At 68.0% G+C, this 25,124-nt stretch carries 22 protein-coding genes and 1 pseudogene; 14 read left to right on the forward strand and 9 right to left on the reverse strand.

What is annotated here, in order from left to right; translation table 11 throughout:
• Positions 1–9: 9 nt before the first annotated feature.
• The 7 genes from PKB_RS09035 (at position 10) to PKB_RS09065 (ending at position 5,937) form a co-directional block, all read left to right on the forward strand.
• Positions 10–438, forward strand: coding sequence for a hotdog fold thioesterase (locus tag PKB_RS09035; protein ID WP_043250937.1), 429 nt, complete (start codon positions 10–12; stop codon positions 436–438).
• Between the two features lie 115 nt (positions 439–553).
• A complete protein-coding gene (locus PKB_RS09040; protein WP_043250939.1) occupies positions 554–1,357 on the forward strand; it encodes an AraC family transcriptional regulator in 804 nt (267 codons plus the stop codon).
• 38 nt (positions 1,358–1,395) lie between these two features.
• Positions 1,396–2,037, forward strand: coding sequence for a LysE family translocator (locus PKB_RS09045; protein ID WP_043250941.1), 642 nt, complete (start codon positions 1,396–1,398; stop codon positions 2,035–2,037).
• 98 nt (positions 2,038–2,135) lie between these two features.
• Complete coding sequence (locus PKB_RS09050; RefSeq protein WP_043250944.1) at positions 2,136–2,939, forward strand: alpha/beta fold hydrolase; 804 nt, start codon at positions 2,136–2,138, stop codon at positions 2,937–2,939.
• A gap of 5 nt (positions 2,940–2,944) precedes the next feature.
• Entirely contained in the window at positions 2,945–3,805 is an 861-nt protein-coding gene (locus tag PKB_RS09055) for an alpha/beta hydrolase (protein WP_043250946.1), read from the forward strand.
• A 194-nt stretch (positions 3,806–3,999) separates the two neighbouring features.
• On the forward strand, positions 4,000–4,803 hold the full coding sequence (locus PKB_RS09060) for a DUF4892 domain-containing protein (RefSeq protein WP_043250949.1): 804 nt from the start codon (positions 4,000–4,002) through the stop codon (positions 4,801–4,803).
• A 75-nt stretch (positions 4,804–4,878) separates the two neighbouring features.
• Positions 4,879–5,937, forward strand: coding sequence for an AI-2E family transporter (locus tag PKB_RS09065; protein WP_043250951.1), 1,059 nt, complete (start codon positions 4,879–4,881; stop codon positions 5,935–5,937).
• Here the strand turns inward: PKB_RS09065 and PKB_RS09070 are convergent.
• Together PKB_RS09070 and PKB_RS09075 are read right to left on the reverse strand one after the other, a co-directional pair.
• Positions 5,934–7,187, reverse strand: a complete 1,254-nt coding sequence (locus PKB_RS09070) for a CynX/NimT family MFS transporter (RefSeq protein WP_043250953.1) — start codon at positions 7,185–7,187, stop codon at positions 5,934–5,936. The two genes, PKB_RS09065 and PKB_RS09070, sit on opposite strands and share 4 nt — an antisense overlap.
• Before the next feature lie 28 nt (positions 7,188–7,215).
• The gene (locus PKB_RS09075; RefSeq protein WP_043250956.1) at positions 7,216–7,860 is read right to left on the reverse strand and encodes a FadR/GntR family transcriptional regulator; all 645 of its coding nucleotides are present in this window, start codon (positions 7,858–7,860) and stop codon (positions 7,216–7,218) included.
• A 596-nt stretch (positions 7,861–8,456) separates the two neighbouring features.
• Here PKB_RS09075 and PKB_RS09080 point away from each other — a divergent pair.
• Positions 8,457–9,434: an IS110 family RNA-guided transposase gene (locus tag PKB_RS09080; RefSeq protein WP_043250958.1), complete on the forward strand. Its 978-nt coding sequence runs from the start codon at positions 8,457–8,459 to the stop codon at positions 9,432–9,434.
• Positions 9,435–9,762: 328 nt separating this feature from the next.
• Here PKB_RS09080 and xopAW read toward each other — a convergent pair whose 3' ends face one another.
• The 3 genes from xopAW to PKB_RS09095 all read right to left on the reverse strand — a co-directional run bounded on the left by xopAW (position 9,763) and on the right by PKB_RS09095 (position 12,497).
• On the reverse strand, positions 9,763–10,539 hold the full coding sequence (gene xopAW, locus PKB_RS09085; RefSeq protein WP_052355222.1) for a XopAW family type III secretion system calcium-binding effector: 777 nt from the start codon (positions 10,537–10,539) through the stop codon (positions 9,763–9,765).
• Between the two features lie 111 nt (positions 10,540–10,650).
• On the reverse strand, positions 10,651–11,712 hold the full coding sequence (locus tag PKB_RS09090) for a HAMP domain-containing sensor histidine kinase (RefSeq protein WP_043250961.1): 1,062 nt from the start codon (positions 11,710–11,712) through the stop codon (positions 10,651–10,653).
• Positions 11,713–11,738: 26 nt separating this feature from the next.
• Positions 11,739–12,497, reverse strand: a complete 759-nt coding sequence (locus PKB_RS09095) for a response regulator (RefSeq protein ID WP_043250964.1) — start codon at positions 12,495–12,497, stop codon at positions 11,739–11,741.
• A gap of 284 nt (positions 12,498–12,781) precedes the next feature.
• On the opposite strand from PKB_RS09095, the gene kdpF reads away from it, so the two are divergent.
• The 6 genes and pseudogenes from kdpF to PKB_RS09125 all read left to right on the forward strand — a co-directional run bounded on the left by kdpF (position 12,782) and on the right by PKB_RS09125 (position 20,712).
• Positions 12,782–12,871 (forward strand): K(+)-transporting ATPase subunit F, encoded by a 90-nt coding sequence (gene kdpF / locus PKB_RS09100; protein ID WP_043250967.1) that lies wholly within the window; start codon positions 12,782–12,784, stop codon positions 12,869–12,871.
• A 9-nt stretch (positions 12,872–12,880) separates the two neighbouring features.
• Positions 12,881–14,575 carry a potassium-transporting ATPase subunit KdpA gene (gene kdpA, locus PKB_RS09105; protein ID WP_043250968.1) on the forward strand — a complete coding sequence of 565 codons (1,695 nt, stop codon included), beginning with the start codon at positions 12,881–12,883 and terminating at the stop codon, positions 14,573–14,575.
• A 32-nt stretch (positions 14,576–14,607) separates the two neighbouring features.
• A complete protein-coding gene (gene kdpB, locus PKB_RS09110) occupies positions 14,608–16,656 on the forward strand; it encodes a potassium-transporting ATPase subunit KdpB (protein WP_371370474.1) in 2,049 nt (682 codons plus the stop codon).
• A gap of 120 nt (positions 16,657–16,776) precedes the next feature.
• Positions 16,777–17,325, forward strand: a complete 549-nt coding sequence (gene kdpC / locus PKB_RS09115; RefSeq protein WP_043250972.1) for a potassium-transporting ATPase subunit KdpC — start codon at positions 16,777–16,779, stop codon at positions 17,323–17,325.
• A gap of 28 nt (positions 17,326–17,353) precedes the next feature.
• A pseudogene (locus PKB_RS09120) lies at positions 17,354–19,973 on the forward strand (DUF4118 domain-containing protein).
• 43 nt (positions 19,974–20,016) lie between these two features.
• Positions 20,017–20,712, forward strand: a complete 696-nt coding sequence (locus PKB_RS09125; protein WP_043250974.1) for a response regulator — start codon at positions 20,017–20,019, stop codon at positions 20,710–20,712.
• Between the two features lie 224 nt (positions 20,713–20,936).
• On the opposite strand, the gene PKB_RS09130 is transcribed toward PKB_RS09125, so the two are convergent.
• The 4 genes from PKB_RS09130 to PKB_RS09145 all read right to left on the reverse strand — a co-directional run bounded on the left by PKB_RS09130 (position 20,937) and on the right by PKB_RS09145 (position 24,966).
• The gene (locus PKB_RS09130; RefSeq protein ID WP_043250976.1) at positions 20,937–21,992 is read right to left on the reverse strand and encodes an ABC transporter ATP-binding protein; all 1,056 of its coding nucleotides are present in this window, start codon (positions 21,990–21,992) and stop codon (positions 20,937–20,939) included.
• A gap of 13 nt (positions 21,993–22,005) precedes the next feature.
• Positions 22,006–22,851 (reverse strand): ABC transporter permease, encoded by an 846-nt coding sequence (locus PKB_RS09135; RefSeq protein WP_043250979.1) that lies wholly within the window; start codon positions 22,849–22,851, stop codon positions 22,006–22,008.
• Entirely contained in the window at positions 22,848–23,756 is a 909-nt protein-coding gene (locus tag PKB_RS09140) for an ABC transporter permease (protein WP_043250981.1), read from the reverse strand. Before PKB_RS09140 ends, PKB_RS09135 begins: the two co-directional genes overlap by 4 nt.
• Before the next feature lie 103 nt (positions 23,757–23,859).
• Complete coding sequence (locus PKB_RS09145) at positions 23,860–24,966, reverse strand: ABC transporter substrate-binding protein (RefSeq protein ID WP_043250985.1); 1,107 nt, start codon at positions 24,964–24,966, stop codon at positions 23,860–23,862.
• Between the last annotated feature and the right edge of the window lie 158 nt (positions 24,967–25,124).

Genomic DNA, 25,124 nt, shown 5'->3' on the forward strand with positions numbered 1-25,124 from the left:
AGTGAATGCATGAGCCTGTGGCGTACCCAGCCGAACCTGGAGGCCCTCAACGCCAACCAGAAGAACACCATCGGTGAGGTTCTGGGCATCCGCTTCGAGGCGGTGGACGACGACTCGCTGACTGCCAGCATGCCGGTCGATTCGCGCACCCACCAGCCGTATGGGCTGCTGCACGGCGGCGCCTCTGTGGTGCTGGCGGAAACCGTCGGCTCGACCGCCAGCTACTTGTGCCTGGATAACAGCAAGTACTACTGCGTGGGCCTGGAAGTGAACGCCAACCACCTGCGCGGCCTGCGCAGCGGGCGGGTGACGGCGGTGGCGAAGGCGGTCCATATCGGCCGCTCCACCCACGTATGGGAAATTCGCCTGCACGGGGACGATGGCAAGCCCAGTTGCATCTCGCGGCTGACCATGGCGGTGGTGCCGCTGGAGCGCTGAACCCCGAGATACCCGCAGGAGCGAGCAAGCTCGCTCCTGCGAACAGCGCCGCGCGGCGCTCCACCCCCGCAATTTTGTCCAAGACCCGCCCGCGCCGCGCCGCTAGAGTGGGGCCATGGAACGCATCGAACACCACTGCAGCGATTTGCCCGGCGTGCGCTTCATCGACGCCGAATACCATCGCTTCGCCTTTCCCCGGCACTTTCACCTGGACTTCCACATCGGGCTGATGCTCGACGGTAGACAGCGCTATGTGCATGGCGGCGAAAGCTGCCTCGCCGGTGGCGGCGACATCCTGCTGATGACCCCGGAAAGCATCCATGACGGCGCCAGCGAGGACGACGCCGGCTACCGCATCCGCGTGTTGTCGCTCGAGCCGCAGTGGCTGGAGCAGGCTGCGCGCGCCTTCAGCGACGGTCGGCAGGGGACGCCACAGCTGCTCGCCAGCCAACTGCGCGATGCGCAACTGCAACAGCAATTGCATGGCCTGCACCAGGTGCTGATGGCAGGCGAACGCCTGGAACAGGAAGGGCGACTCTGGCAGGGACTGGCGACATTGCTGGAGCGCACTTCCCGCTTGCGCATCCGCGAGCCCGGCCAGGGGTTCGACGCGGCGACCTGGCGGCGACTGCGCGAATGGCTCGAGTCGCGCCTGGAGAGCCCGCCGACGCTGGATGAGCTGGCGGCGTTCTGCGACCTCAGTTCTTGGCAGGTGCTGCGACGCTTCCGCAACCACTGCGGGCTGCCACCGCATCAATGGCTGACGCAGCTGCGTCTGGAGCGAGCCTTGCCGCGGGTGATTGCCGGCCAGCCATTGAGCGAGATCGCCCTGAGCCTGGGCTTCTACGACCAGGCGCATTTCAGCCGGTTGTTCCGCCGTACCTACGGCTTGCCGCCGGCTCGCCTGCGTCCACGCTGACGCCCCCTTCTTTCGCTTTTCCACAGGAGAATCCCGTCATGCAGGAGGCCTATGTCTTGCTCACGCTCACTGCCGTCTTCGCCGTCGCCCTGGTCAGCCCGGGGCCGGACGTCGCGCTGGTGGTGCGCACCGCGCTGCACCAGGGGCGTCGAGCCGGGGTGCTCAGCGCCCTCGGCCTGGCCTGCGGCATCCTGGTCCACGGCACCCTGGTGCTGACTGGCGTATCCCTGCTGCTGCGCCACTCGCCGCTGTTATTCGGCCTTTTGCAGGGCGCCGGCGCGCTCTACCTCGCCTGGCTTGGCATCGGTGCGATCCGGGCCTGGTTGCGCCGTGGCAAGGGCGGAGCAGGGCGACTCGACGGCGAGCTGCCGGCCTCGCCGCTCGGGCCCTGGCTGCGCGGACTGGCGACCAATCTGTGCAATCCGAAGGCGTTGGTGTTCTTCCTCGCCCTGCTGAGCAGCCTGATCCCGCTGGACATGTCGGTAGGGGGCAAGCTGGCGGTGGCGATCATGCTGTTCGGCACCGGTTTCGCCTGGTTCAGCCTGCTTAGCGTGACCTTGACCCAGCCGGCCCTGCAGCAGCGTCTTTTACGCGCGGTGCCGCTGATCGACGGCCTCTGCGGCCTGATGTTCCTGACCGTCGCCGGCGTCATCGCGGCAGGGCTGGCGCGGCAGTTCTGAGGTTTGGCCGGAGTGCCCTGGCCGCTAGCCGCCGCGGTCATTGTCCGGGCGACGGTGCTGATGGAGAATTTCCCGATCCTTTTCTTGCGGTGATCGGCATGTCCCGAGCGATCTTCTTTGCCCACGCCAACGGTTTTCCCTCTGCCACCTACGGCAAGCTGTTCGATGCCTTGGCGCCGGAGTTCGAGGTGCGTCGCCTGGAGATGCATGGCCACGACCCGCGCTTCCCGGTGAACGCCAACTGGGGGAACCTGGTGGATGAGTTGCTGTTCCACCTGGAAGGGCAGGGCGAGCCGGTGTGGGGCGTCGGGCATTCCCTGGGCGGGTTGCTGCATTACCATGCCGCGATGCGTCGTCCGGAGCTTTACCGCGGGGTGGTGATGCTCGACTCGCCAACCCTGACCTTCGCCGACCAGTGGGTGATCCGCGCCGCCAAGCGTTTCGGCTTCATCGACCGCATCACCCCGGCCGGGCGCACACTTGGCCGGCGCGAGGATTTCGCCGATTTCGACGAGGCGCTGGACTATTTCGCCGGCAAGTCGCTGTTCCGTCGCTTCGACCCAGACTGTCTCCAGGACTATGTGCGCCACGGCCTGGCCCGGCAGGGCGAGGGGTTGCGGCTGAGGTTCGACCCGGCCACCGAGATCAGCATCTACCGCAACGTGCCGCACACCGCGCCGGGCAGCCCGCGCGGCCTGGTCGTGCCGCTCGCCCTGGTGCGCGGTCGCCACAGCCGGGTCGTGCTGCCGCATCATGCGCGCGTGCTGCGCCGGGTGCCGCAGGGCGAATCGCTGTCGGTGCCGGGCGGGCACATGTTCCCGCTGGAGCGGCCGCGCGACACCGCCGAGCTGATCAAGCAGATATTCGCGCGCTGGCAGCGCCGCGCCGACGAGGAGAAGTGATTGTCATGACAGCGAAGGTCGAAGAGATCCGCCTGAACCTGCCGCACATCGAATTGGCCGCCCACCTGTTCGGCCCGGAAGACGGCAAGCCGGTGCTGGCATTGCACGGCTGGCTGGACAACGCCATGAGCTTCGCGCGCCTGGCGCCGAAACTGGACGGCCTGCGCATCGTCGCCCTGGACTTCGCCGGGCACGGCCACTCGGCGCACCGCGCTGCCGGTGCCAGCTACCTGCTTTGGGACTACGCCTACGACGTGCTGGCGGTAGCCGAGCAACTGGGCTGGGAGCGTTTCTCCCTGCTCGGCCACTCGATGGGCGCGATCGTCTCGGTGCTGTTGGCCGGCGCTATGCCAGAGCGCATCGAGCGCCTGGCGCTGATCGACGGCCTGGTGCCTTTCACCGGCGAGGCGGACAAGGCGCCGGAAAAGCTCGGCGAAGCACTCAAGGCGCAACTGGCGCTGCCGAACAAGCGCAAGCCGGTGTACGAGGCGATCGACCGCGCTGTCGAGGCGCGCATGAAGGGCGTCGGTGCGGTCAGCCGCGAGGCCGCCGAACTGCTGGCACGTCGCGGCCTGATGCCGGTGCCCGGTGGTTTCACGTGGCGTTCCGATGCACGCCTGACCCTGCCGTCGCCGCTGCGCCTGACCCGCGCCCACGCCTTCGCCTTCGTCCAGGCCCTGCAGTGCCCGGTCAGTCTTGTGCTGGCCCAGGGCGGCATGCTGGCTGCCGAGCCGGGTGTGCGGAAGATTCTCGAAGGGCGTCCGTTCGCCGTGCACGAGCTGCCCGGCGGTCATCACCTGCACCTGGACGACGAGCCCGGCGCCGAGGCAGTGGCGGCGATCTTCCGGTCTTTCCTCCTCGAATGATCGCCAAGGGGCGCATGCGCTTGCCGGCGTCGGCTTGACTAAAGCGGGGCTTGCCACGAGGCTGCACGGATCGCAGCAGGGAGTTTCCGCATGATCGCGCTCTACGCCACGGCCGCCGCCCGCGTCGACAAGGATTTCACCGCAGTGGGGCCATATGCGCCGCGCTGCTGCCAACGGGAGTGCGCGATCTGATCATGCGCTTCCTCTTTCTTCTTGGCCTGGCACTGTCCGGCGCCGTTTTCGCCGCCGACGTTCCCGATAGCCACGACCTGACCGTGCTGCCGCGCTATCCGCGCGCGAATATCGTCGACTTCTCCAGCAACGCCTCCGTGGAGCGGGTCTACCCGCGCGGTGCGATCAGCCGCATCAGCGGTCGGCTGCGCATGGAGGGCGAAGTACGCGCCGTCGGCCAACTGACCTCGCTGACCTACCAGCTGCCCGACGAGGACTCCAGCGCGGACGCCTTCGCCGCCGCGCGCAAGGGCCTGCTCGAAGCCGATGCCACGCCGCTGTTCTGGTGCGAGGGGCGCGACTGCGGGTCGAGCAGCCTGCTGGCCAACACGGTGTTCGGCAGCTCCATGCTTTACGGCCCGGATGACCAGCAGGCCTATCTGCTGGTGCGTCTCGCCGCGCCGCAACAGGACAGCTTGCTGGCGGTCTACACCATCACCCGCGGCAACCGCCGCGCGTACCTGCATGCCGAGCAACTGGATGCCGGTGCGCCGCTGGGCGAGCTGCTGCCCAGCCCGGCGACGCTGCTGCGCCTGCTCAAGGCCAATGGAGAACTGACGCTCAGCCACGTGCCGGCGCAGCCCGGTGGTGCATGGCTCGACCTGCTGGTGCGTACCCTGCGCCTGGACACCGGCGTGCGCGTCGAGCTAGCTGGCAGCCACGCCGCCGACTGGCGTGGCGCGCTGGTCGGGCAGAACGTGCGCGAGGCGCGCCTGGAGCTGGGCAGTAGTGAGGGCGGTGGCCTGCACCTCACCTGGCTGCGTTGATTTACCTACGATGAAGCGACGTCGCCCCGGACCCGGGCCGACGTCTTCGCCGAGTTGCCGAGGAGTCCGGCCCCGATGTTCGATAACCTGCTTTTACGCATCCTTCTGATCTTCCTGCTCGGCGCCAGCCTGTGGGTGATGGCGCCGTTCTGGACCGCGCTGTTCTGGGCCGCCGTGCTGGCCTTCGCCAGTTGGCCGCTGATGCGCCTGCTGACGCGCCTGCTGGGCGGCCGCGAGGCGCTGGCGGCCGGCTTGCTGACCGCTTTATGGATCGTCCTGGTGGCGCTGCCGCTGCTCTGGCTCGGTTTTGGCCTGGCGGAAAAAATGCGTGCCGGCGTCGAGTTGGTGAAGAACCTTCAGGTCTCCGGCTTGCCGCCACCGCCGCCGTGGCTGGCGCGCACCCCACTGATCGGTGACCGCCTGATCGGCTGGTGGTATTCCCTGGACCAGCAGGGGGTGGCCATGTTCGCCAACCTCAAACCGTACATGGGGCAGATGGGCAACTGGGTGCTGGCGCGCTCGGCCAAGCTCGCCGGCGGCATCTTCGAACTGGTCCTGAGCCTGGTGCTGATCTTCTTCTTCTACCGCGACGGCCGGCGCCTGGAGCATTTCGCCTACCAGGTGCTCGAACGCCTGATCGGGCCGCGCGCCGAACACTACATGGAGCTGATCGCCGGTACCGTGCAACGAGTGGTCAACGGCGTGATCGGCACCGCGGCGGCACAGGCGATCCTGGCGCTGATCGGCTTCCTGATCGCCGGCGTGCCGGGCGCCTTCATCCTCGGCGGGCTGACCTTCGTTTGCAGCCTGCTGATGTTCCCACCGCTGATCTGGGGGCCGGCCACTGTCTGGCTGTTCCTCCAGGGCAACTACGGCTACGGGGTGTTCCTCGCCATCTGGGGCTTCTTCGTCATCAGCGGCGTGGACAACATCCTCAAGCCCTACCTGATCAGCCGCGGCGGCAACCTGCCGTTGGTGGTGGTGCTGCTCGGCGTGCTCGGCGGCCTGCTCAGCTTCGGCTTCATCGGCCTGTTCCTCGGTCCGGTGCTGCTGGCGGTGGTCTACAACCTGGTCAGCGACTGGATCGAAAGCCCCAAGCGCGCCCTGCCTCCGCCCACTGACAAGGCGCCTTAAGGCGTCTCGCTGCGGACGCTGACCAGCTTCGCGCGGCCGGCGCCCAGGCCGGCCAGCAGCGCGCCCACGCTCAACGCCACGAAGATCGCGCCGACGGCATTCCAGCCGCCGGTGAGGTCATGCACCAGGCCAACCACGAAGGGGCCTGCCGCGGCCAGCGTGTAGCCCACGCCCTGGGCCATGCCTGACAGGTGCGAGGCGACGTGGGCGTCGGGCGAGCGCAGCACGATCAGCGCCAGGGCGATGCTGAAGGTGCCGCCCTGGCCCAGGCCGAGCACCAGCGCCCAGAGCCCGATGCTATCCAGTGGCGCGTAAAGGAAGCCGAGCAGCCCGGCCAGGGTCAGTGCCAGGACCAGCACTACGACCAGGCGCTGGTCGCGTCCGCGGGTGCCCAGCCAGGGAGCGGCGAGGGCGCTGAGCAGTTGCACCAGCACCGAGCCGGAAAGCATCAGCCCGGCGGCCGTGGGGCTCATGCCGCGGTCGATGAGGATCGACGGCAGCCAGCCGAAGACGATGTAGGCCAGCGACGACTGCAGGCCCATGTACAGGGTGACCTGCCAGGCCAGGGCGTCGCGCCACAGGCCGCGCACGCTCGCGATATGGCGCTGTGCATGTTGCGTCTGCCGTGCCTGCGGCAGCCAGATCAGCGCTGCCAGCAGTGCGGGGATTGCCCAGCTCGCCAGGGCCAGCTGCCAGCTGCCGTCCAGCCACCCGGCCAGCGGCACGGTGGCGCCGGCGGCCAGCGCCGCGCCCAGGCACAGGGCCATGGTGTAGACGCCCGTCATGATCCCGGCGATGTGCGGGAAATCGCGCTTGACGATGCCCGGCAGCAGTACGCCGATGATGCCGATGCTGGCGCCGGCCACCAGGCTACCGAAGAACAGGCCGGCGACGGGGTACAGGCTGCGCAGGACGATACCGAAGGCCAGTACCACGAGGATCGCCAGTACCGTGCGTTCGGCGCCCATGCGTCGGGCCAGGCGCGGTGCCAACGGGGCGAATAACCCCAGGCAAAGCACCGGCAGCGTAGTCAGCAGGCCGGCAGCGGCCGCCGAAAGACCGGTCGTGTCGCGCACCTGGTGGAGCAGGGGAGCAAGGCTGGAAAGCGCCGGGCGCAGGTTGAGCGCCACCAGCACCAGGCCGAGCAGGAGCAGTCCGTTGCGGCGGGCGGTGGGCGGAGGCGACGGGGCGTCGTCGATTTCGGCGTCGATCAACAGTTCGTCGACGCCATGGGGAGCGGAGTCTTTCATGGTCGGTATCGCAAGGCAGAAGAAGTGCTCAGATCAGCAACGCGCGGTTGGCCGCTCCAGCGGCGTCGGCATCGCCACGTTCGATGGCGTCGAGCAACTGGCGGTGCAGGTCGAAGGCCGGTTGCGGGCGCCCCGGTTCGCTGATGGTCTGGCGCAGGCCGGCGCCGATCACTTGCGAGAAGTAGCGATACAGCTCGCTGAGCAGAGGGTTGTGGGCGCTGTCGACGATGCGCTGGTGGAAGGCCAGGTCGCACTCGACGTACTGCTCGAGGTCCAGGCCATGGGCGTCCGCACTGGCTTGGAGTGCCGCGCGCAAGGCGGCGATGTCGTCTTCATCGCGGCGCTGGGCGGCCAGGCGCGCGGCCTCGACCTCGATGACGCCACGTGCCTCCAGGGCCTGCTCGATGGAGCCCCGAGCCAGGGTGAGCATGATTTCCAGGGGATCGGTGCGAGCGCGGACGTAGGTGCCGTCGCCCTGGCGCACTTCCAGTACGCCGGAGAAGGCCAGGACTCGCACTGCCTCGCGCACGGTGTTGCGGCTCATGCCAAGGCGCTCGGCGAGCTCCGGCTCCGGCGGCAGGCGCTCACCGAGCGCCCAGCTGCCGTTGTCGATGCGTTGGCGGATCTGCTCCAGGGCGATGTCGACCAAGGAGCGCTTCAGGGGATTTGTCATATATACATCCAATCATCGGATGATTCGGTTGGGCAGGGTACGCCTGTGGGGAGGCGAGGGCAAGGAGAGGGGCTGGTCGGCGTGCGCGTGGGGATCGGCGTCACCCTGCAGGGGCGGATTCATCCGCGACAATCCCCGCGCCGATCTCACCTGTAGGAGCGCGCCATGCGCGCGAATCGCGGCCATGGGCCGCTCCTACAGGGAAAGACCGTGCCGTGCGGTTCGCGGATGAATCCGCTCCTACACGGCCCCGTCATCCTCGCGAACGCGGGAGCTAGCCCGTAGGGCGCATAACCGCGTTCGCGGTTATGCGCCGCCCGGCACGAAAACGGCGGATAACCCTCTCGGGGTTATTCGCCCTTGTATGTCGACGCCCCGCCAGATTGGTGGGTAGTCTCCGGCTGATCCCCGGAAGGAAGGCCAGGAAGACGAATTCGCCCTTAAGCCTCGAGCTTGCAATGTAGATGGTCTCCTGCCTTCCCACCCCACTCACGAATCCGAACGGTATCTAGAGCCCACCGCAGGTGAGAGCTCGCATAAGCAAGGTTGGATGGAGTGGTGTTCTGGGACAGCGGCTACATCGGGGGTAATCGAATATGACCATCGTCGTTGGCGTGGATATCGCCAAGAAAACGTTCGACATCGCGGTACTGCAAAGCAATGGCAAGTACCGCACCAAAGGGAATCTGAGCAACGATTCCTCGGGCTTTAGGGCCTTTGAGCAATGGTTGCAGCAGTATGCCGAGCCAGGGGCCTGGATCGTGGTGGAGGCGACCAACATCTACCACGAAGCGTTGGGCGACTTCCTGCTGGCCAGGGGGTACCGGGTTTGCGTGATGAACCCGGCGCGCATTGCCAGCTACGCGCAGAGCCAGATGCAGCGCGTGAAGACCGACAAGGTCGACGCCAAGCTAATTGCACTGTACGGCGCCCGGCATGTCGGCGACCTCCAGCCCTGGCAGCCGGAGCCGCTGAGTGTGCGCCAACTGCAAGCCCTGGTGCGCCGCTACGAGGAGCTCAAAGAGCTGTTCCAGATGGAGGTTAATCGGCTGGAAACGGCGAAGACCGACCCGGTCAAGGAATCGATCCTGTCGGTAGCGGCACATCTGGAACGGCAGATCGAACAGACTGCGAAGGCCATCCGAGATCACATCGACGATGACCCGGATTTGCGCGGCAAGCGTGATCTGCTCAAAAGCATCGACGGCATCAGTGACCAGACTGCCGCGCTACTGTTGGCCGAGCTCGGAACGATCAGCCGCTTCGACAGTGCTCGTGCCGTCGTGGCCTTTGCCGGGCTCAACCCAAGGTTGCGCGAGTCCGGCCAGCACAAGGGCCAGACGAGCATTTCCAAGATGGGTTCACGGCTCCTGCGAGCCGGCCTGTTCATGCCCGCCATCAGCGCCATGCGCCACAACGCGCCGATTCGAGCACTGCGGATACGGCTGAAAAAGAACGGCAAAGTCGGTAAGCAAATCATCTGCGCGGCGATGCGCAAGCTGCTGCAGATCGCCTACGGCGTCCTCAAGTCGGGCCAGCCCTTCAATCCGGAACTGGCCCTTGCTCGGGGGTAGATGACACGGTATCTACTAAAGCTGCATCTCGGCTCTGGAGCTTGCCAACGTGACTCGCCGAGAGGCGAGACAAGAAGCGTCCGAAGACGCCGAAGCGGCGCGCTACATCGTTTTGGGGGGGCGCGGGGAAGACGGGAATGGCGGGGATAGCGGAAACCTGTAGGAGCGGACCTTGTCCGCGAAAGTAATCGCGGATGAATCCGCTCCTACAGGGAGACACCTTTGCCGGGATTTCGCGGGTGAGATCCGCTCCTGCACAGCGGGAATACCGTGCCAAGCTGTTCGCGAGCAAGCTCGCTCCTACAAGGGAAGCCGGCGCGGGCCGGGGTCAGGCGGCGACGTTCAGCAGGCTGCCGCTGGTGCTCTGGTAGCTTGCCGAGCTGCTGTCCTGGTAGTGCTTGGCCAGCATGGCGAGCATCTGCTGCACCATGTCGGAGTTGCTGGTGCTGCCGTCGCTGGAGCTTGAGCTGCTCGAATCGCTGCTGGCACTGGCGGTCAGGCTGCTGCCGGCGTCACTGCCCGAGGGCGGCGGAGGCGGTGGCATGTCGCCTTGGGTCTGCTGCAGGGCGCTGGTCAGCTCGTCCTTGCTGATGCTGCCGTTGTCGTCGCTGTCCAGCGCGCTGAACAGGTCGCTGGTGTCGGTACTCGAAGTGCTGCTGGCTGCGGTCAGCTCGTCGCTGCTGATGCTGCCGTCGCCATCGCTGTCCAGGGACGACAGCAGGTCGCTGGCGGCCTGGTCGGCGGAAGGTGGCGGCGGAGGCGGTGGCATGTCGCCCTGGGCTTGTTGCAGGGCGCTGCTCAGCTCGGATTCGCTGATGCCGCCGCTGCTGTCGCTGTCCATCTGCGCGAGCAGGTCGTCGACGTCGATTTCGCTGCTGCTGGAACTGCTGTCGCTCGACGACAGGGCGCTGGTCAGTTCGCTGGAGCTGATGCTGCCGTCACCGTCGCTGTCCAGGGACTTGAACAGGTTGGCGGCGAACGCCTTCGCCTTGTCGTTGCCGCTGGTGCTGCTGGTGGTGGTTTGGGTGCTGCTGGTGGTGCTGCGCTGCGTGCTGGTTAGCCCGCTGTAGTAGCTGCTGCTGTAGCCGCTGACTCCGCTGATCATTGGACTGCCTCCAAGAAGTTTCTGCTGCCGGACCCCGGTTTCCCGGTCATGCCAGCGTCGGTGAGGCAGTTGTCTGGGGTATGTGCGCTTTGTATGCGCGCGCCGACAAACTCAGGTGCGCGGCAGGCTCAGCACGGCGGTGGCGCCGCCGCCCGGGGTTTCCTCGAAGTGCAGCTCGCCGCCGTGGCGCCGCGCGGCGTCGCGGGCGATCGCCAGGCCCAGGCCGACGCCGCCGGAGTTGCGGTTGCGCGAGCCTTCCAGGCGGAAGAACGGCTCGAAAACCTGCTCGCGCATCTCGGCGGGGATGCCCGGGCCGTGGTCCTGCACACGGATTTCCACGCGGCCGCCGCCGTCGCGCAGGACGAACTCCACGTCGCCGGCGTAGCGCAGGGCATTGTCCAGCAGGTTGCTCAGGCACGAACGCAGGGCCATGGATTGCACCTTGAGCGGCGCGCACTGGCCCTCGACACGCACCTTGGCGCCATGTTCGCAGGCGTCCTCGGCGAGGGACTCGACCAGCGCCATCACGTCCAGCCACTGCCGCGGTTCACTGGCGCGCTCCTGATGCAGGTAGTGCAGGGTCGAGTCGAGCATGCCGATCATCTCGCTCAGGTCCTGGCTGATGCGCGTGCGCAGCTGCGGGTTGTCGATCTCCTCGACGCGCAGCTTCAGCCGCGAGAGCGGCGTGCGCAGGTCATGGGAGACCGCCACCAGCATGCGGCTGCGCTGCTGCACCTGTTCGCGGATGCGTTCGCGCATGCGGTTGAAAGCCTGCGCCGCCTGCTTGGCTTCCTGCGGACCGGTTTCGGGTATCGGCGGGCTGTCGAGGTCGTCGCTGAGCTGGCGCGCGGCGTCGCCCAGGCGCTGCACGGGCCGCGCCAGCAGGCGTGCGCCGAACCAGGCAGCGCCGACCAGGGCCAGCAGCTGGAACAGGAAGGGCCCGCCAAGAAGCGGTGGATGGTGCGGCGGTGGGCCGAATTCCGGTGGCGGGCCGTGCGGCTCGCGCGGGTCGAACCCGGCCTGCTCATGCGGCGGCGGGGGTGGAAAGTCTCGGTGGTGGTAGTGCTCGAACCAGACGAAGGCCAGCAGGTGGGCAACCACGATGGCCAGCAGGAAGACCCCGAACAGGCGGGCGAACAGAGTGTCGGCAAGCTGCAGGGAGCGCTTCTTCATCGGTCGGTCTCAGGCCTCGCGCCGCTTCAGGCGATTTCGCTGACGTCGAACAGATAGCCTTCGCCGCGCACGGTCTTGATCAGCTTCGGCGAGCGCGGGTCGTCGCCGAGCTTCTGCCGCAGGCGCGAGACCAGCAGGTCGATGCTGCGGTCGAAGGCTTCGATGGCGCGGCCGCGCGCGGCGTCCAGAAGAAGCTCGCGGTTGAGCACCCGGCGCGGGCGCTCGATGAAGGTCCAGAGCAGGCGGAACTCGGCGTTCGACAGCGGCACCACCAGGCCGTCCGGGGTGTGCAGCTGGCGCAGCACGCTGTCCAGGCGCCACTGGTCGAAGCGCACCTGCGAGCGCGGTTCGTTGCGCGTGCCTTCGTCGCCACGGACGCGGCGCAGGATGGTCTGGATGCGCGCCACCAGTTCGCGCGGCTCGAAGGGCTTGGCCATGTAGTCGTCGGCGCCCAGCTCCAGGCCGATGATGCGGTCGGCCGGCTCGCAGCGCGCGGTGAGCATGAGAATCGGGATATCCGACTCGCTGCGCAGGTGGCGGCACAGCGACAGGCCGTCCTCGCCCGGCAGCATCAGGTCGAGCACCACCACGTCGAAGCTTTCCTCGGCCAGCGCCTGGCGCATCTGCTGGCCGTCGGCGACGCCGCGCGTCTCGATGTTGAAGCGCGCGAGGTACCCGCAGAGCAGCTCGCGGATCGGCTCGTCGTCGTCCACCAGCAGGGCGCGGGTGGTCCAGCGGCGGGGGGCTTCGGAGGGCGTGGTGGCGGGAGAGGGGCTGCGCTGCATGGGAGTCCTGTGGCGGGCGGGACACGCTCGGCGAGTGTCGGGGCAGGGGGCGGATGCTAACCCGCGGTTACACGGGCGGCCAGGCTGGAGGAGCCTGACGGACGTGCATATCGACGAAATGTCATGCGTGTATCCGGATTGCTACAAAGCCCGCCGAAGCCGACCCCAGAGGCTTCTTTACGCTTTCTTTATGCCCTGCCGACAGGCCGCCAATCGCTTCTTTACGCCCCCTTTGCGGACACTTTCCCCATCGCAAGGATTCGCCTGCGTGAGGAGACAAAGACATGAGCGTGCTCGACGGGGTGTCCCTGGTTCTGGCCACGGGACTATTCATCTACTTGCTGGTGGCGCTGCTGCGCGCCGACCGCACCTAAGGAGGCCGCATGAACAGCCATGATGTGCTGCTGCTGGTGGCCTTCTTCGTCCTGGTACTGGCGCCCGCGCCGCTGCTGGGACGTTTCTATTACAAGGTGATGGAGGGCCAGCGGACCTTCCTCAGCCCGGTGCTCCTGCCGGTGGAGCGGATGATCTATCGCGTCTGCGGGGTCGATCCGCAGGCCGAGCAGAACTGGAAGACCTACACCCTGGCCCTGCTGGCCTTCAACCTGGTCGGCCTGGCCGTGCTCTTCGCCATCCTGGTCGGGCAGGGCGCGCTGCCGCTCAACCCGCAGCACATGCCGGGTCTGGAGTGGACCCTGGCGTTCAACACCGCGGTGAGCTTCGTCACCAACACCAACTGGCAGGCCTATAGCGGCGAAGCCTCGCTGAGCTACCTGAGCCAGATGCTCGGCCTGACCGTGCAGAACTTCGTCAGCCCGGCGGTTGGCGTGGCTGTGCTGGTGGTGCTGGCGCGCGGCATTGCCCGCAAGTCCACGCAGAACCTCGGCAACTTCTGGGTCGACCTGACCCGCGCCACCCTCTACGGCCTGCTGCCGCTGTGCCTGCTGATGGCGCTGTTCCTGGTCTGGCAGGGCGTGCCGCAGACCTTCCTCGACTACGTCCACGCCAGCACCCTGCAGGGCGCCGACCAGGTCATCCCGCTCGGTCCGGCGGCCAGCCAGATCGCCATCAAGCAGTTGGGCACCAACGGTGGCGGCTTCTTCGGCGTGAACTCGGCGCACCCGTTCGAAAACCCCAGCGCCTGGGCCAACCTGTTCGAGGTGGCCTCGATCATCCTGATTCCAGCGGCGCTGGTGTTCACCTTCGGCCACTACGTGAAGGACCTGCGCCAGAGCCGCGCGATCCTCGGCTGCATGCTGCTGATGCTGGTCATCGGCCTGGGCGTGGCGCTGTGGGCCGAGTACCAGCCCAACCCGACCCTGGCGCACCTGCCGATCACCCAGGGCGCCCCCCTGGAAGGCAAGGAAAGCCGCTTCGGCACCACCGCCAGCGTGCTCTGGGCCGTGACCACCACCGCCGCCTCCAACGGCTCGGTGAACGCCATGCACGACAGCCTCAACCCGCTCAGCGGCCTGGTGGCGATGTTCAACATGATGCTCGGCGAGGTGATCTTCGGCGGCGTTGGCTCGGGCCTCTACGGGATGCTGCTGTTCGTCCTGGTCGCGGTGTTCCTCGCCGGCCTGATGATCGGCCGCACCCCGGAATACCTCGGCAAGAAACTGGAGGCCCGCGAGGTTCGCCTGCTGGTCGCCACCTTGCTGGTGATGCCGGTCGGCGTGCTGGTGCTCGGCGCCATCGCCGCCAGCCTGCCGGGCCCGGCATCGGCCGTCACCAACCCAGGCGCTCACGGCTTCAGCCAGCTGCTGTATGCCTACACCTCGGGCACCGCGAACAACGGCTCGGCCTTCGCCGGCTTCGGCGCCAACACCCCGTTCCACAACCTGATGATCGCCCTGGCCATGCTCATCGGCCGCTTCGGCTACATCGTCCCGGTGCTGGCGATTGCCGGCAGCCTGGCGGCGAAGAAGCGCGTGCCGGTCGGGCCGAACAGCTTCCCCACCCACGGACTGCTGTTCATCGGCCTGCTGACCGCGACCATCCTCCTGGTCGGCGGCCTGAACTTCCTGCCGACCCTGGTCCTCGGCCCGGTGGCCGATCACCTGGCCCTCGGCTTCTGAGGAGCCAACAGATGAATGCCAAGACCCAGGACATGTCGCTGAAAGCTGCCATGCCCGCTTCCGATAAACGCCAGAGCCTGAGCTTCGCCGCGCTGTGGAAGCCGGCGCTGCTGCAGGCCTTCGTCAAGCTCGACCCGCGCCAGCTGCAGCGCTCGCCGGTGATGCTGGTGGTCGAGCTGACCGCCGTCCTCACCACCGTGCTGTGCTTCACCGGCGGCGATAACGTGCCGCTCGCGGTAGCCGCGCAGATCGCCGCCTGGCTGTGGTTCACCGTGCTCTTCGCCAACTTCGCCGAGGCCCTCGCGGAGGGCCGCGGCAAGGCCCGCGCCGACAGCCTCAAGGCCGGCACCCAGGGCCTGATGGCGCAGCGCCTGAACGTCGACGGCGCCTACGAGAGCGTGCCCGCCAGCAGCCTGCGCAAAGGCGATGTGGTGCGCGTGGTGGCCGGCGAGCTGATCCCCGGCGACGGCGAGGTGATCGAGGGCGTGGCCGCGGTCAACGAGTCGGCCATCACCGGCGAATCGGCGCCGGTGATCCGCGAATCCGGCGGCGACCGTTCGGCCGTCACCGGCAACACCCGCCTGGTCTCCGACTGGCTGGTGGTGCGGATCAGCGTCAACCCGGGCGAGTCGACCCTCGACCGGATGATCGCCCTGGTCGAAGGTGCCAAGCGCCAGAAGACCCCCAACGAGGTGGCGCTGGACATCCTGCTGATCGGCCTGACGCTGATCTTCCTGCTGGTAGTGGTGACCCTGAAGCCCTTCGCCCTGTTCGCCGGCGGCCACCTGCCGCTGGTGTTCCTGGTGGCGCTGCTGGTGACCCTGATCCCGACCACCATCGGCGGCCTGCTCTCGGCCATCGGCATCGCCGGCATGGACCGCCTGGTGCGCCTGAACGTGATCGCCAAGTCCGGCCGCGCTGTGGAGGCGGCGGGTGACGTGCACGTGCTGATGCTCGACAAGACCGGCACCATCACCTTCGGCAACCGTCGCTGCAGCGCGCTGCATGCCGCGCCTGGCGTCGCCGCCGTGCAGCTGGCCGAGGGCGCGCTGCTGGCCTCGCTGGCCGACGACACCCCCGAGGGCAAGTCGATCGTCGAGTACGTTCGCGGCCTGCACCGCATTGCCGAGCCTGCGCGCGAGCTGATGACCCCAATCGCCTTCAGCGCGGAAACCCGCCTGTCCGGCGTGGATATCCACAACCACGTCTACCGCAAGGGTGCCGTGGACGCCGCGCTGGCCTTCATCGGCCGCGCCCGCAACGACATGCCGGAAAGCCTGGCCAAGGAAGTCGAGCGCATCGCCCAGAGCGGCGGCACTCCGCTGCTGGTGGTGGCGGACGGCAAGCTGCTCGGCGCCATCCACTTGAAGGACGTGGTCAAGCCGGGCATCCGCGAGCGTTTCGCCGAGCTGCGCCGCATGGGCATCCGCACCGTGATGGTGACCGGCGACAACCCGCTGACCGCCGCCGCGATTGCCGCCGAAGCGGGCGTGGACGACGTGATCGCCGAAGCCACCCCGGAGAAGAAACTGGCGCGTATCCGCCAGGAACAGGGTGAAGGGCGCATGGTCGCGATGTGCGGTGACGGCGCCAACGATGCCCCGGCTCTCGCGCAAGCGGACGTCGGCATGGCGATGAACGACGGCACCCAGGCGGCCCGCGAGGCAGCCAACCTGGTGGACCTGGACAGCGACCCGACCAAGCTGCTCGACGTGGTGCAGGTCGGCAAGGAACTGCTGGTGACCCGCGGCGCGCTGACCACCTTCTCGGTGGCCAACGACGTGGCCAAGTACTTCGCCATCCTGCCCGCGCTGTTCGCCGGCATCTATCCGCAACTGCAGGTGCTCAACGTCATGCACCTGGCCAGCCCGCAGAGCGCCATCCTCTCGGCCATCGTGTTCAACGCGCTGATCATCATCGCGCTGATCCCCCTGGCCCTGCGCGGCGTGCGCGTGGCGGCGACCGACGCCATGCACCTGCTGCGGCGCAACCTGCTGATCTACGGGGTGGGCGGGATCATCGCGCCCTTCATCGGCATCAAGGCCATCGACCTGCTGCTGGTAGCGCTGGGCCTGGCCTGACGTTCGGTTTCCGGGTCCCCGCGTGCGCGGGGATGACGAGGAGGGGGAGGGCGTCCCATCCCGTCACTCCCGCGAATGCGGGAGCCCAGAAGACGCCCAATCGAATCGAGGAATACCCAAATGCTCAAGCAACTCCGTCCCGCCATCGCCTCCCTGGCCCTGCTGTCCGTGGTCACCGGCGTGGCTTATCCGCTGGTCGTCACCGGCATCGCCCAGGTCGCCTTCCCGGCGCAGGCCAATGGCAGCCTGGTGCGCGACGCCCAGGGCCAGGTGCGCGGCTCGTCGCTGATCGCGCAGAAGTTCGAGGGCCCGCAGTGGTTCCACGAGCGGCCCTCGGCCGGTGATTTCGCTACCGTTTCCAGCAGCGCTTCCAACCTGTCTCCGGGCAACCCGGCGCTGGCCGCACGTATCGCCAAGGACGCCGCCAGTGAAGCGGTAGGCGGTCAACCGGTGCCGCAGGCGCTGGTCACCACGTCCGGCAGCGGCCTCGATCCGCAGCTGCCGCCGGAGGCCGCGCTCTACCAGGTGCCGCGCATCGCCGCCGCGCGCAACCTGCCGGCCGATAACGTGCAGCGCCTGGTGGAGGCGAACACCCAGCGCCCGCTGGTGGGCCCGGCCGTGGTCAACGTGCTGGCGCTGAACATGGCTCTCGAACAGGCCGCTCGCTAGACTTGCGCGCAATCCCGAGGAGACCCGCATGACCGATCCCAAGCGCGCTGACGCCCTGCTCGCCGAAGTCGAGCGCAATGGCCGCGGACGCCTGAAGGTGTTCCTCGGCGCCGCACCTGGCGTGGGCAAGACCTACGCCATGCTGCTGGCCGCCCAGGGCCAGCTGCGCCAGGGCGTGAAGCTGCGCGCGGGAGTCGTCGAGACCCACGGCCGCGCCGAGACCGAGGCGCTGCTGGTGGGCTTGCCGCAGCAGCCGCCGCTGCGTTCGGAATACCGCGGCATCCGCCTCACCGAGATGGACCTCGACGGCCTGCTGCGCGACCCGCCGCAACTGGCGCTGGTCGACGAGCTGGCGCACACCAACGCCCCCGGCAGCCGCCACGCCAAGCGCTGGCAGGACATCCAGGAGCTGCTCTCGGCGGGCATCGACGTCTACACCACGGTCAACGTGCAGCACCTGGAGAGTCTCAACGACCAGGTGCGCGACATCACCGGCGTGCAAGTCCGCGAGACGGTGCCCGACTGGGTGCTGCAGGAGGCCGACGAGCTGCTGCTGGTCGACCTGCCGCCGCGCGAGCTGCTCGAACGCCTGCGCGAGGGCAAGGTCTACGTGCCGGAGCAGGCGCGCGCGGCCATCGACGCCTTCTTCAGCCAGACCAACCTCACCGCGCTGCGCGAACTGACCATGCAGACGGCCGCCGCGAGGGTCGACGCCGACCTCGCGCAACGCTACCGCCAACTGGGCAGCGAGGCGCCTGCCGTGCGTGGCCGCCTGCTGGTGGCGGTGGACGGCGAACACAATGCCGAGCGCCTGGTGCGCCACGCCTCGCGGGTGGCCGAGCGCCGACACCTGCCGTGGACGCTGGTGCATGTCGACACCGGAGGCGCCCGTGACGAGCAGTCGCGCCTGCACCTGCAGAACGCCCAGCAACTGGCCGAGCGCCTGGGCGGGGAAATCCTCCAGCTGCGCGGCGGCGAGGTGGCGCGCACCCTGGTAGAACATGCCCGCGAACGCCGTGCCAGCGTGATCCTCGTCGGCCGTTCGCGGCAGCGCTGGTATCGCCGGCTGTTCGGCGGCGGCCTCGCCGCGCGCCTGCTGCGCCTGGGCGAAGGGCTGGAAATCAGCGTGCTGGACAGCGAAGCGGACCTGGCTCCGGCCGGGCCGCGAGCACGCGAGCGCGGCCACTGGCGCGACTACTTGCTGGCGGCGGGCGCCGCCGGGGGGGCCCGCGGCCCGGCCCTGGCGCCAGCGCCCTGGCCTGGGGGGTGTCGCAACTGCTGGCGCTACCCAATATCTCCCTGGTGTTCCTCGCCGCCGTGTTGCTGGTGGCGGTGCGCAGCAGCCTGTGGCCTTCGCTGGCTTGCGCAGTGCTGTCGTTCCTGGCCTACGACTTCCTGTTCATCCCCCCGCGCTTCTCGTTCACCATCGAGCGCGAAGAGGACGTACTGACCCTGCTGTTCTTCCTGCTCATGGCTGCGCTCACCGGCAACCTGGCCGCCCGCCAGCGCCGCCAGTTGCAGGTATTGCGCGATTCCCAGGAGGAGACCGGCGCGCTGCTGGAGCTGTCGCGCAAACTCACTGCCGCCACCGACCGCCAGGCGGTGATGGCAGCCGCCGGCCAGCAGGTCGCCCCGTGGAGCATGTGCGCGCCTTCGAGGACCAGGAGCGCGCCGCCACCGACTGGGCCTGGCAGCACGACCAGCCCGCAGGGCTGGGCACCGGCACCCTGCCTTCGGGGCGCTGGTGGTGGTGGCCGCTGTCGCTGGAAGAGGGGCCGCTGGCGCTGCTTGGCGTGCGCCCGAAGGACGGCGAACCGCTGCCCGGCCAGCGTCGCCGCCTGCTCGCCGCGCTGGGTCAGCCGCTGGCCCAGGCGCTGTCCCGCGCACGCCTGGCCGACGACCTGGAAGCCGCGCGCCTGCACGGCGAGACCGAACAATTGCGCAGCGCGTTGCTGGCCTCGGTCAGCCACGATCTGCGGACGCCGCTGACAACCATGCGCGGCGCCATCGACAGCCTGCTGGCGCTCGGCGACGCCATTCCGCCGGACGATCGCAAGGAGCTGCTGGAAAGCACCCGCGACGAGGCCGAGCGCCTGGATCGCTACATCCAGAACCTGCTCGACATGACCCGCCTGGGCCACGGCGGGCTGAAGCTGGCGCGCGACTGGGTGGCGCCGGAGGACATAGTCGGCAGCGCCGTGCACCGCCTGCGCGCGCTGCTCGCGCCGTACCGGGTGGAAACCCGCGTGCCGGCGGAGTTGCCCTTGCTTTACGTGCATGCGGCGCTGATCGAACAGGCGCTGGTCAACGTCCTGGAGAATGCCGCGCGCTTCTCGCCGCCAGGCGGACGCCTGCGGGTGGAAGCGGAGCAGGTCGGCGAGGAACTGCAATTCAGCGTCAGCGACGAGGGCCCGGGGATTCCCGAGGCCGAGCGCGAGAAGATCTTCGACATGTTCTACACCGCCGCCCGCGGCGATCGCGGCGGGCCGAGCACCGGCCTGGGCCTGGCGATCTGCCAGGGCATGGTCGGCGCCCATGGCGGGCGGATCAGTGTCGGCGACGGTCTCGATGGCCACGGCACGCGCCTCACGCTGCACCTGCCGCTGCAGCGCCAGCCGGACCTGGAGGAACTTGATGCCGGTGCTTGAAAGGACCAAGCTAGGCGCCGTTTCCCCTAGCCCGCCGGATCCCATGAGCTCCACCAACGCTGCCTGCATCCTGGTCATCGACGACGAACCGCAGATCCGCAAGCTGCTGCGCATCAGCCTCAGCGCCGGCGGCTACCGCGTGGTCGAGGCGGCCAACGGCGAGGAAGGCCTGGCGCAGGCCGCGCTGACCCGCCCGGACCTTGTAGTACTCGACCTCGGCCTGCCGGACAAGGACGGCCAGGACGTACTGCGCGAACTGCGCGAGTGGTCGCGGGTGCCGGTGCTGGTGCTCTCGGTGCGCGCCGCCGAGAGCGAGAAGGTGCTGGCCCTGGACGGCGGCGCCAACGACTACGTGACCAAGCCGTTCGGCATCCAGGAATTCCTCGCGCGAATCCGCGTGCTGCTGCGCCAGGGCAACCAGGGCGAGAGCCAGGAAGCCTGCGTCGGCGTCGGCCCGCTGAGCCTCGACTTCGCCTACCGCCGCGTCACTCTCGACGGCGCCGAGGTGCAACTGACGCGCAAGGAATATGCGGTGCTGGCCATGCTCGCCCGCCACCTTGGCCGGGTGGTGACCCAGCAGCAACTGCTCAAGGACATCTGGGGCCCGACCCACGTCGAGGACACCCACTACCTGCGCGTGGTGGTCGGTCACCTGCGGCAGAAGCTCGCCGACGACCCGGCCAACCCGCGCTTCATCGTCACCGAAGCCGGCGTCGGGTATCGCTTGCGCGATGCCTAATCCGCCACCTGTGCCACCGCGCACTTCGAGATCGAACCCGAAGCACCCCGGAACCAAGGCCAATCGGCGGATAACGTCGAACGTTATCCGGCCTACGTTCGGCCCGATCCTGGCGTAGGGCGTACAACCGTTCGCGGTTGTACGCCGCTTCACCTTCCTGTCCGTTCACTTCGAGGTCGAACCCGAAGCGCCCTGCGACCACGGCCGGTGCACCAGCCCTTGCGTCAGGCGCCGAGCACGCGGCAGGCGTGTTCCGGAATGGTCACCGAGACGGCCTGGCCTACGCGCAGGCCTATGTCCTGGCAGGGCGTGCTGAGGGCGGTCAGCGAGACCCCGGAACACTCGACGGTGGTCTCGATGGTCGCGCCTATGTCGCGGATGAAGGTCACGGTGCCCGCCAGGCTGTTGGCCGCCGGAGTCTGCGCAATCGACAGTTGCAGGTCCTCCGGGCGCACCAGCATGCGCACGCTGGCGCCGGCCTGGATGCTCGGGCAGTGCGCCGCATTCAGCGCCGCGCCGCCGGGCAGTCCTACCTGGCCATTGCCCAGGGCGGTCGCCGGGAAGATGTTGCCCGAGCCGATGAAGTCGGCGACGAAGGCGTTGGCCGGGTTGCGGTAGATCTCGATGGGCGTGCCGACCTGCTGTACGCGGTGCTCGCCGAGCACCACCACGATATCGGCCATGGTCATGGCTTCGCGCTGGTCGTGGGTGACCAGGATGGTGGTGATGTTCAGGCGCTGCTGCAGCTGGCGGATTTCCACCTGCATCGATTCGCGCAACTTGGCGTCGAGCGCCGACAGCGGCTCGTCGAGCAGCAGCAGCTTCGGATGCGAGGCGATGGCGCGGGCGATCGCCACGCGCTGGCGCTGGCCGCCGGAAAGCTTGGCCACCGGCCGGTCGACCATCTGCTGCAGCTGGATCATCTGCAGCAGCTCGCTGACCCGAGCCTGCTGCTCGGCCTTGCCGACGCCGCGCAGCTTCAGTGGGTACGCGATGTTCTCGCCGACGGTCATGTGCGGGAACAGCGCCAGCGACTGGAACACCATGCCGAAGTTGCGCTGGTGCGCGGGGATCAGGCTGATGTCCTCGCCGTCGAGGAGGATCTCGCCGCCGCTCAGGTTCTCCAGGCCGGCGATCATCCGCAGCAGGGTGGTCTTGCCGCAGCCGGAAGGGCCGAGGAAGCAGACCAGCTTGCCCTGCGGCAGGTGCAGGTTGACGTCTTTCACGGCGCAGGCCGAGCCGTAGTGCTTCTCGACGTTATGCAGGTTCAGTCCATTCATGTTTCACCTCGAATCAGAACGACACGCCGTCTTCACCGACCAGCTTCTCCAGCGCCCAGATGAGGGCGAAGTCGATCAGCACGATCAGCACGGCGAACGAGAATACGGTGGGGTCCAGCGACGACACGGTGCGGCTGTACATCCAGATCGGCACGGTCATCACGTCGATGTTGTAGAGGAAGTAGGTCACCGTGAATTCGTTGAACGACACGATGAAGGCCAGCAGCATCCCGGCGAGGATGCCCGAGCGCATGAGCGGCACCACCACGTCGACGATGGCCCGCAGCGGCGAGGCGCCGAGCATCTGCGCGGCTTCTTCCACTTCGCTGCCGATGGCCACCATCGCCGCCGTGCAGTTCTTCACCACGAAGGGCAGGGCGAGGATCACGTGGGCGATGACCAGGCGCGAGGTGTCCAGGTGCAGCGGCAGGCTGTCGAACACCAGCAGCAGGGCCAGGCCCAGCACGACCATGGGGAACACCAGCGGCAGCGACATCAGCTGCAGGGCGACGGCCTTGCCGCGGAACTCGCAGCGGGTCAGTGCATAGGCCGCCGGCACCGCGACCAGGGTTGCTAGAACCATGGTCAGGCAGGACACCAGCAGGCTGGTGGTCAGCGCCTTGCCCAGGCTCAGCACGTCGCTGGCGTCGGGCGAGACGAAGGTGTGCCAGGCGGCCTGGTACCACTGCAGGCTGTAGCTCGCGGGCGGGAAGTCGAGGTTCGCGGCGCCGCTGAAGGACATCACGATCATGCTCAGGATCGGCAGCACGGCGAGCAGCAGGATGAAGCCGGAGAGGATCAGCGCGAAGCGCCCGGTATCGCCCGGCAGGGTCGGCTGGCGGCGGGTTGCGGTGCTCATTGCGAGGCCTCCAGGATGCGCCGGCGGCGGCCGGTGACGATTTCCGAAAGGGTCATGATCGCCAGGGTGGTGACGATCAGTACGACGCCGGCGGCGGACGCGGCCGGCCAGTTCATCAGCGGGGCGATCTGGTCATGGACCATCACCGCGAGCATCGGCACGCGGCGCCCGCCGAGCAGCAGCGGGACCACGAAGCTGCTGGCGTTGTAGGCGAACACCAGGGTCGCCCCGGTGAGGATGCCGGGCAGGCTCATCGGCAACACCACCTGGCGGAAGACCTGGAAGCGGCTGGCGCCGAGGGTCGCGGCCGCCTCTTCGTAGCTGCGCGAGATGCCGCGCATGGCGCTGGCGATGGGCAGCACGGCGAGCGGGAAGGCGGTCTGGACCAGGCCCATGAGCACGCCGTTCTGGTTGTACAGCAGCATCACCGGGCGCTTGATCAGGCCCAGGGCCAGCAGCGCCTTGTTGAGCATGCCCGCAGGTCCCAGGATCACCAGCCAGCCGTAGCTTTGCAGCAGCAGGTTGACCAGCAGCGGCAGCAGCACGGCGGCGAGGAAGATCCGTCGCAATAGCGGCGACTGCAGGCGCGCCATGCTGTAGCCGACGGGGATCGCCAGCAGCACTGCGATCAGCGCGCTGACGAAGGCCAGGCGCAGCGTCAGCAGCAGCGATTTGAGGTAGTACGGCTGCAGCAGCTGGGCATAGCTGGCCAGGCTGAAACCGGTCCATTCGGCGCCTTTCTCGCCGACGCTCATGCGCAGCACCAGCAGGCTGGCGGCGATCAGCACGATGAGGAAGCACAGGGACGGCGTGAGGAACAGCCAGGCACGCGCCGTCGGTGAAAAGGGCCGGGGCGGGCGCAGGGGCGCCTCGCCGACCGGGCGGGTCGGATTGCTCGATTGCATGTCGCGTCTCTCGTCAGAACGGAGAATGTCCGCGTGTCGCACGCCGGCAGGGTGAGCTGCCGGCGCGCGACGATTCATGGCTGCCGGGGCGGCCATGGCTGCATCAGGAAGAGAAGATTTCCGTGTAGCGACGGATCCACTGCTCGTGGACGGTGGCGAGGAAGGCGTTGTCGTGCATGATCGCCTTCTCGGCGATCTGCTCGGGCGTGAGGATGTACGGGCTCTTGCGCGCTTCGGCCGAGATGATCGCCTTGGCGTTGACCGGGCCGTTGAAGATGTCTTCGGCCATCTTGCCCTGCACGTAGGGGTCGAGGGAGTGGTCGATGAAGGCGTGGGCCAGGTCGGTGTCGCCCGGACGGTTCTTCGGCAGCACCGAGAGCATCAGGTCGGTGTAGAAGCCTTCCTTCATGCCGAAGGTGGCGCCCAGGCCGTAGTTCGGGTCGCGGATCTGCTTGGGGAAGAACGCCGGCGCGTAGAGGCCGCCGATGTCCAGCGAGCCGGTGCGGAACAGCTCGGCGATCTGGTTGGGGTTTTCGCCCAGCATCATGACCCGGTCCTTGAGCTCTTCGAGCTTCTTGAAGCCCGGTTCGATGTTGTGCTCGTCACCGCCGGCGAGCTTGGCGGCGATGATGATCAGGTCCATGGCCTCGGTCCAGTTCGGCGGCGGCAGGAACAGGCGGCCGGCGTAGTTCTCATCCCACAGGGCCGCGTAGCTGTCCGGCACGTCCTTCACGGTGCGCGTGCTGTACACCAGGCTGTTGCACCACAGCAGGTAGCCGATGCCGTGGCCGTCGGCGCCGGTCTGGTATTTCGCCGGTACGTCCTTGAGGTTGGGGATGCGGTTGAGGTCGGGCTTTTCCAGCAGTCCGGCGCTGGCCAGGCCCTCGGCGCCGACACCGGCCAGGGTGATGACGTCGTACTGCGGGCGGTCGCCGCCGGCCTTGAGCTTGGCGACCATCTCCGAGGTGCTGCCGGTGCGGTCGGCGATCACCTTGGCGCCGGTCTTGGCCTCGAAGGTCGCGGCGATGTTGCGCAGTGCCGCAAGGCCGGTGTCGTCGGACCAGGTGAGCAGGCGCAGGGTCTTGCCCTGGAAGCGGTTGTCGCTGGCGCTGGCCCGGACGAACGGCATGGACATGGCGGCTGCCGCTACTACCGAGGCGGCCCCTACGGTCTTGATGAATTGCCTTCTGCTGAAATCACGCTCGCCCATCTGGGACTCCTTTGCTCTTATCGCTTTTGTTGAGGAAGGTCACTGGTGCGTTGCGGGTGGTCAGGGCTGTCGACCCCCGCCTGTCGGATACGCCCGGCGGCCCCGGAATCCGGAGGGTGCAGGCGTTTCGGCGGGGTCATCCTGCGACCTCGGCGAGG

Origin of the sequence: Pseudomonas knackmussii B13 (assembly GCF_000689415.1) — a bacterium.
Lineage (GTDB): Bacteria > Pseudomonadota > Gammaproteobacteria > Pseudomonadales > Pseudomonadaceae > Pseudomonas > Pseudomonas knackmussii.

Excerpts from the sequence above, each read along its gene's own strand:
- PKB_RS09035 (WP_043250937.1), top strand. The coding sequence starts at position 10 with ATGAGCCTGTGGCGTACCCAGCCGAACCTGGAGGCCCTCAACGCCAAC.
- PKB_RS09040 (WP_043250939.1), top strand. The coding sequence starts at position 554 with ATGGAACGCATCGAACACCACTGCAGCGATTTGCCCGGCGTGCGCTTC.
- PKB_RS09045 (WP_043250941.1), top strand. The coding sequence starts at position 1,396 with ATGCAGGAGGCCTATGTCTTGCTCACGCTCACTGCCGTCTTCGCCGTC.
- PKB_RS09050 (WP_043250944.1), top strand. The coding sequence starts at position 2,136 with ATGTCCCGAGCGATCTTCTTTGCCCACGCCAACGGTTTTCCCTCTGCC.
- PKB_RS09055 (WP_043250946.1), top strand. The coding sequence starts at position 2,945 with ATGACAGCGAAGGTCGAAGAGATCCGCCTGAACCTGCCGCACATCGAA.
- PKB_RS09060 (WP_043250949.1), top strand. The coding sequence starts at position 4,000 with ATGCGCTTCCTCTTTCTTCTTGGCCTGGCACTGTCCGGCGCCGTTTTC.
- PKB_RS09065 (WP_043250951.1), top strand. The coding sequence starts at position 4,879 with ATGTTCGATAACCTGCTTTTACGCATCCTTCTGATCTTCCTGCTCGGC.
- PKB_RS09070 (WP_043250953.1), bottom strand. The coding sequence starts at position 7,187 with ATGAAAGACTCCGCTCCCCATGGCGTCGACGAACTGTTGATCGACGCC.
- PKB_RS09075 (WP_043250956.1), bottom strand. The coding sequence starts at position 7,860 with ATGACAAATCCCCTGAAGCGCTCCTTGGTCGACATCGCCCTGGAGCAG.
- PKB_RS09080 (WP_043250958.1), top strand. The coding sequence starts at position 8,457 with ATGACCATCGTCGTTGGCGTGGATATCGCCAAGAAAACGTTCGACATC.
- xopAW (WP_052355222.1), bottom strand. The coding sequence starts at position 10,539 with ATGATCAGCGGAGTCAGCGGCTACAGCAGCAGCTACTACAGCGGGCTA.
- PKB_RS09090 (WP_043250961.1), bottom strand. The coding sequence starts at position 11,712 with ATGAAGAAGCGCTCCCTGCAGCTTGCCGACACTCTGTTCGCCCGCCTG.
- PKB_RS09095 (WP_043250964.1), bottom strand. The coding sequence starts at position 12,497 with ATGCAGCGCAGCCCCTCTCCCGCCACCACGCCCTCCGAAGCCCCCCGC.
- kdpF (WP_043250967.1), top strand. The coding sequence starts at position 12,782 with ATGAGCGTGCTCGACGGGGTGTCCCTGGTTCTGGCCACGGGACTATTC.
- kdpA (WP_043250968.1), top strand. The coding sequence starts at position 12,881 with ATGAACAGCCATGATGTGCTGCTGCTGGTGGCCTTCTTCGTCCTGGTA.
- kdpB (WP_371370474.1), top strand. The coding sequence starts at position 14,608 with ATGTCGCTGAAAGCTGCCATGCCCGCTTCCGATAAACGCCAGAGCCTG.
- kdpC (WP_043250972.1), top strand. The coding sequence starts at position 16,777 with ATGCTCAAGCAACTCCGTCCCGCCATCGCCTCCCTGGCCCTGCTGTCC.
- PKB_RS09125 (WP_043250974.1), top strand. The coding sequence starts at position 20,017 with ATGAGCTCCACCAACGCTGCCTGCATCCTGGTCATCGACGACGAACCG.
- PKB_RS09130 (WP_043250976.1), bottom strand. The coding sequence starts at position 21,992 with ATGAATGGACTGAACCTGCATAACGTCGAGAAGCACTACGGCTCGGCC.
- PKB_RS09135 (WP_043250979.1), bottom strand. The coding sequence starts at position 22,851 with ATGAGCACCGCAACCCGCCGCCAGCCGACCCTGCCGGGCGATACCGGG.
- PKB_RS09140 (WP_043250981.1), bottom strand. The coding sequence starts at position 23,756 with ATGCAATCGAGCAATCCGACCCGCCCGGTCGGCGAGGCGCCCCTGCGC.
- PKB_RS09145 (WP_043250985.1), bottom strand. The coding sequence starts at position 24,966 with ATGGGCGAGCGTGATTTCAGCAGAAGGCAATTCATCAAGACCGTAGGG.